Raw genomic sequence first — 4,019 nt, 5'->3', positions numbered from 1 at the left:
GCACCTCCATCGGCCGGCCCATCGTGGTGTCTTCCCCGCGCACGAGGAGCTTGTCGCCCTTGCGGAGGATCTCGGTGACGATCCCCTTGATGTACTGGACCTTGTATTGCTCCTGGGCGGGCCAGTAGATCTGGTTCTCCCAATACCCGTACATCCGCATGTCGATGTAGAAGATGTAGACGCGGCAGTCGGGGAGCTGCTGGCGGACCTCGATCGCCTCCTTCGAGGCGACGCCGCAGCAGACCTTCGAGCAGTACTCGTTCCCCAGACGGCGGTCGCGCGAGCCGACGCACTGGATGAAGCACAGGCGGGTCGGCCGCTCGCCGTTCGAAGGCCGCACGACGTTGTGCTCCTTCAGCATCGCCTCGAGGTCTTGGAGCGCGATCACGTCTGGGAACTCGTAGTACCCGTACATCTGCGTCTCGCGGCCCGGGTCGAAGTGCTGGAATCCGGTCGCGATCACCACGGCGCCGCACTCCACGACGTCGGTGGCCCCGCTCGGATCCGTGAGTGTGACGCGGAAATCGCCGGGCGAGCCCTCTTGAGCGGTCACCATCGTCCGCAGGCGGAGGTCGAGCAGCGGACTCGAGGCGATCCGGTCGATCATCGTTTGCATCGCTGTCTCGGCCGGCTCGAAATGCGGCGTCAGGGCGGCGTAGTTCTCGATGATCGGCATGCCGCCCAATCGGTCGTGCGCCTCGACCAGGATGCAACGCGTTCCGAGCTCGATTATCCCGCGGGCTGCCTCGAGCCCTCCGGGACCGCCGCCGATGACGAGAACGGCATCACTAGGCATCGACGTCCTCCCACGACAGGTACTCGATCTCGCCGTCCTCCAGCCGCTTCACGTCCTTCTCGAACTCGGCCCAAGCCTGTCGCCAGTCGATGCCCATCTTCTCGAGCAGTGGCCGGTAGTCGGCGTTGTGCCAGTGGAGCTGGCATACCTTGTACGGGTGGGCTCCCATGGCGAGCGCCGCGAATTGCGCGTCGCTCATCACCGGGATGCTGGCGGTGATGCCGTGCGCCTTGGCGGCGAACTGGCTCTTGTCCAGCGTCGTGACGCAGCCGGTGTCGTGCGTGAGCGTCACGTCGGGATCGGCCTCATCCTTCATCACCTGGATCTTCCGCAGCGTCGCGAACGAGCGGGTGAAGTCCCGCTGCACCAGGATGTGGCGGAACCCGAAACCGCAGCAGTCGAAGAAGGTCGAGTAGTCCCTCACTTCGGCGCCGAGCGCGATGGCCAGCCCGGACACGACCGCCGTTCGCTGGCCGCCGTAAAGCTCGGGGTCGTAGATCGCGTCCTGCTCGACGAGCTTGTAGTAGTGGCACGCCGGGTGAACGGTGGCCGATATGTTCGAGAAATCGCGGACCTGGTGCTTCGCGATCTCGTTCCGCATCGCCCAGAACCACTCGCTGTAGTGGACGATCTCCTCGGGCATCACCAGCGGCTTGCCGAGCTTCGCCATGATCGCGCGCACCTCGGCGCGGAGCTCCGGATGGAGCATCAGCTCCTCGCGCACCTCCTTGTAGTGCCCGTACGAGGTGCCGCAGTGGATGATCGGGAAGTTGCCCGACTCGTACGCGGCGGCGAAGTTGCGCACCGCAACGGCGGCCTGCGCGGCTGCGTTCGAGGTGGCCGACGCGTAGTAGTTCCACGCCGTGCACGAGGTCTGGTCACGCGGGTCTTCATACGTCAGTCCGAGCTTGCGGTGGACCCAGAAGATCGACGTCGAGTAGCCGGGGATGTGACCGCACTGACCACACGACTTGTGGTGCCAGGTCGGTTGGACCGGCACCTTCTTGGGGATCCCGTACTTCGTCGGGACCTCGACGTGGTCCTCAGGGATCCGATGGACGACCCACTCCCCTTCGGCCTCGAGTTGCAGAACATGCTCGCGGATGTTCTCCGGCAGCTTGGCGTCCGGATCGCGAACGAACTGCGCCTTCTTCTTGGTGATCTCTTCAACCGGTATGAATCCCACGAGCGCTCACCGTCCCTACGTGTCGTAACCCGCTTCTTCGAGCTTGTCCTCCATCATCTCCTCGAGGATCATGTGGAGGTTCGAGTCCACCTGCCGGATCATGTCGAGCACTCCCGTCGCGTGCCAGATCAGGTAGAGCTCCGTGATGGTCTTGTCCGCAACATCCCACCCGGTCGAGGTGGTGTGCATCGTCTCCGGCGGAAGCATGCGCCGCCACAGGTCAAGGTTCTTCGAAACGGTCACGACCTCCGGGCCCCAATCCGGGAACGCCTCGGGCTGAAGCATGTCCGGCGACACCTGCGTGCCGGTCCCCATGATCTTGTAGATGATGCGCGTGTATCCCTCCAGCGCTTCCTTCGCGGTGCCCAAGCTGTTGTTGATCGCGACCTCGCGCATGATGGTGATCAGGCCCCCCGGGTTGTTGCCTCGGGGACAGCGCAAGCACGAGAAGCATTGAGAGCACTCCCAGATGTCGTCGTTCATCTGCTCGTAAACTTGCTCGACGTCCTCCCGCGCCAGCGCCTGCGCGACCCGTCGCGGAGAGAAGTCGTAGAAGCGAGCCGACGGACAGGCGGCGACGCAGATCCCGCACTCGTAGCAGCCGTAGAGGTAGTCCTCGTAGCGCATGTCGGCCTTGACCTCGGCGAACAGGCGCTCCTTCTCCTCGAGGGAGACGTCGTCGTATCTTCCCTTCTGGACCTTGTAGAGGGCGGACGTCTCGACCGGCATCGTTGCCCTTCGCTCAGAATGAGATGACAGCGTCGGCCTCAACGGCCATGTCGTTGAACGCTGCCCCGCCGATCATCTTCACGCCATCGATCACGTCTTCCATGGTCATGTCGTGAAGGTCCAGGCTCGACTGGCAGACGTAGAGGTTCACGCCGATGTCGAGTGCCTGATCGATGAAGAAGCGCAGCGGCTGTCCCCGGTCGCCCTTGGGGCCCATCTTCTCTGCAACGCCCTTGCGCAGGAGCTGCGGGCCGTTCATGGTGAAGTAGATCGAGACCTCGTGCTCGCAGGCCGCCCCGGCGGCGGATAGGAAGAACGGTGTGGCCGAGCGCTCGGGCGTGTCGGTCCCGTGCGTCATCACGTAGAGGATCCGCTTGGCGTCGTCGTCCACAACTGCCTACTTCGTCCGGCGGACCCAGAAGCGGAAGACGTCGCTGTCGACGTCGGAATCGATCAGCTCATGACCCGTGTTCTTCGCCCAGGCATCCATGTCGGGCTGGGCCCCCGGGTCGGTGGCAAGCATCTGCACGACCTGACCGACCTCGATCTCTTTGATCGCCTTGGACAGCTTGATCACCGGCAAGGGGCAGAGCAGTCCCTTGACGTCCAGAACCTTGTCTGCTTGAACTTGGGCGCTCATCGTCCGTCTCACCCCCGTGACCCGGCTGCTCCCGCCGGAAACGCGACGCCGCTACTCGATCTATATCACCATATTCGAATGTTCGTGGTCAAGGGAGCGGCCGCCCGAGGCGCCTCTCGCCCAGTCCGAAGTCGCTTCGCAGCGACAAAGTTTCGTCCGTGAGCTTGGGGTCGGTCGTCCGGAGCCGGTTGAGGTATTCCACGGCATGGACGCGGCAGAGCTGCCAGGTCGGCCAGGGACCGGGGCCACCGACGATCAGCGACACGTGGAGACTGTCGGTCGAGGCCACCGGCACAGAGCACCGGGCGCACACGTCCATGCGGTCTGGAACGCCGAGCCCCTCCTCGATGGCGGACCAGCACGTGCGGCAGAACAGCGTGGAGTCGTCCTTGAGGAGCCCGTCGCCGGGGTGGAACATGATCCGAACGACCTCGCCGCTCCCGCCGCCGGCGGCTTCCTCGGACGACCCCGCCGGACCAGTGAGGTACCGTCCGCAGGCGTCGCATCGGAGGTCGGCGATCGTCATCGGAGAGGCCCTCCGATCGGGCCCGCCGCACGGGTCACACGCTCTTCGCCAGCAGGTAGGCGGAAGAAGCGATCATCAACGAGACGAAGGCGATGCGGAGGACGGCCGGCCGCATCGCTCGAGAGACTCGGGCGCCGAGCAA

6 protein-coding genes are annotated in these 4,019 nt (G+C 64.5%); all 6 read right to left on the bottom strand.

Annotated elements, in window-relative coordinates; translation table 11 throughout:
* A partial coding sequence (locus WEB06_12710; protein ID MEX2556475.1) for an FAD-dependent oxidoreductase occupies positions 1–796 on the bottom strand: 796 nt, incomplete at its 3' end.
* Entirely contained in the window at positions 789–1,982 is a 1,194-nt protein-coding gene (locus WEB06_12705; protein ID MEX2556474.1) for a heterodisulfide reductase-related iron-sulfur binding cluster, read from the bottom strand. The genes WEB06_12705 and WEB06_12710, both read right to left, overlap by 8 nt.
* A gap of 15 nt (positions 1,983–1,997) precedes the next feature.
* Positions 1,998–2,711, bottom strand: coding sequence for a 4Fe-4S dicluster domain-containing protein (locus WEB06_12700; protein ID MEX2556473.1), 714 nt, complete (start codon positions 2,709–2,711; stop codon positions 1,998–2,000).
* Between the two features lie 13 nt (positions 2,712–2,724).
* Positions 2,725–3,102, bottom strand: coding sequence for a DsrE family protein (locus WEB06_12695; protein ID MEX2556472.1), 378 nt, complete (start codon positions 3,100–3,102; stop codon positions 2,725–2,727).
* Between the two features lie 6 nt (positions 3,103–3,108).
* Positions 3,109–3,351, bottom strand: coding sequence for a sulfurtransferase TusA family protein (locus WEB06_12690; protein MEX2556471.1), 243 nt, complete (start codon positions 3,349–3,351; stop codon positions 3,109–3,111).
* 88 nt (positions 3,352–3,439) lie between these two features.
* Positions 3,440–3,877: a hypothetical protein gene (locus WEB06_12685; GenBank protein MEX2556470.1), complete on the bottom strand. Its 438-nt coding sequence runs from the start codon at positions 3,875–3,877 to the stop codon at positions 3,440–3,442.
* Positions 3,878–4,019: the final 142 nt, after the last annotated feature.

The organism is Actinomycetota bacterium (assembly GCA_040905475.1).
In the GTDB taxonomy this organism is placed as follows: domain Bacteria; phylum Actinomycetota; class AC-67; order AC-67; family AC-67; genus DATFGK01.
Note: the sequence above shows the minus strand (reverse complement) of the source record. Positions and strands in the feature narration are given on the sequence as shown.

Bases quoted from the DNA above. Each gene is read 5' to 3' on its own strand.
- WEB06_12700 (MEX2556473.1), bottom strand. From the start codon at position 2,711: ATGCCGGTCGAGACGTCCGCCCTCTACAAGGTCCAGAAGGGAAGATAC.
- WEB06_12690 (MEX2556471.1), bottom strand. From the start codon at position 3,351: ATGAGCGCCCAAGTTCAAGCAGACAAGGTTCTGGACGTCAAGGGACTG.
- WEB06_12685 (MEX2556470.1), bottom strand. From the start codon at position 3,877: ATGACGATCGCCGACCTCCGATGCGACGCCTGCGGACGGTACCTCACT.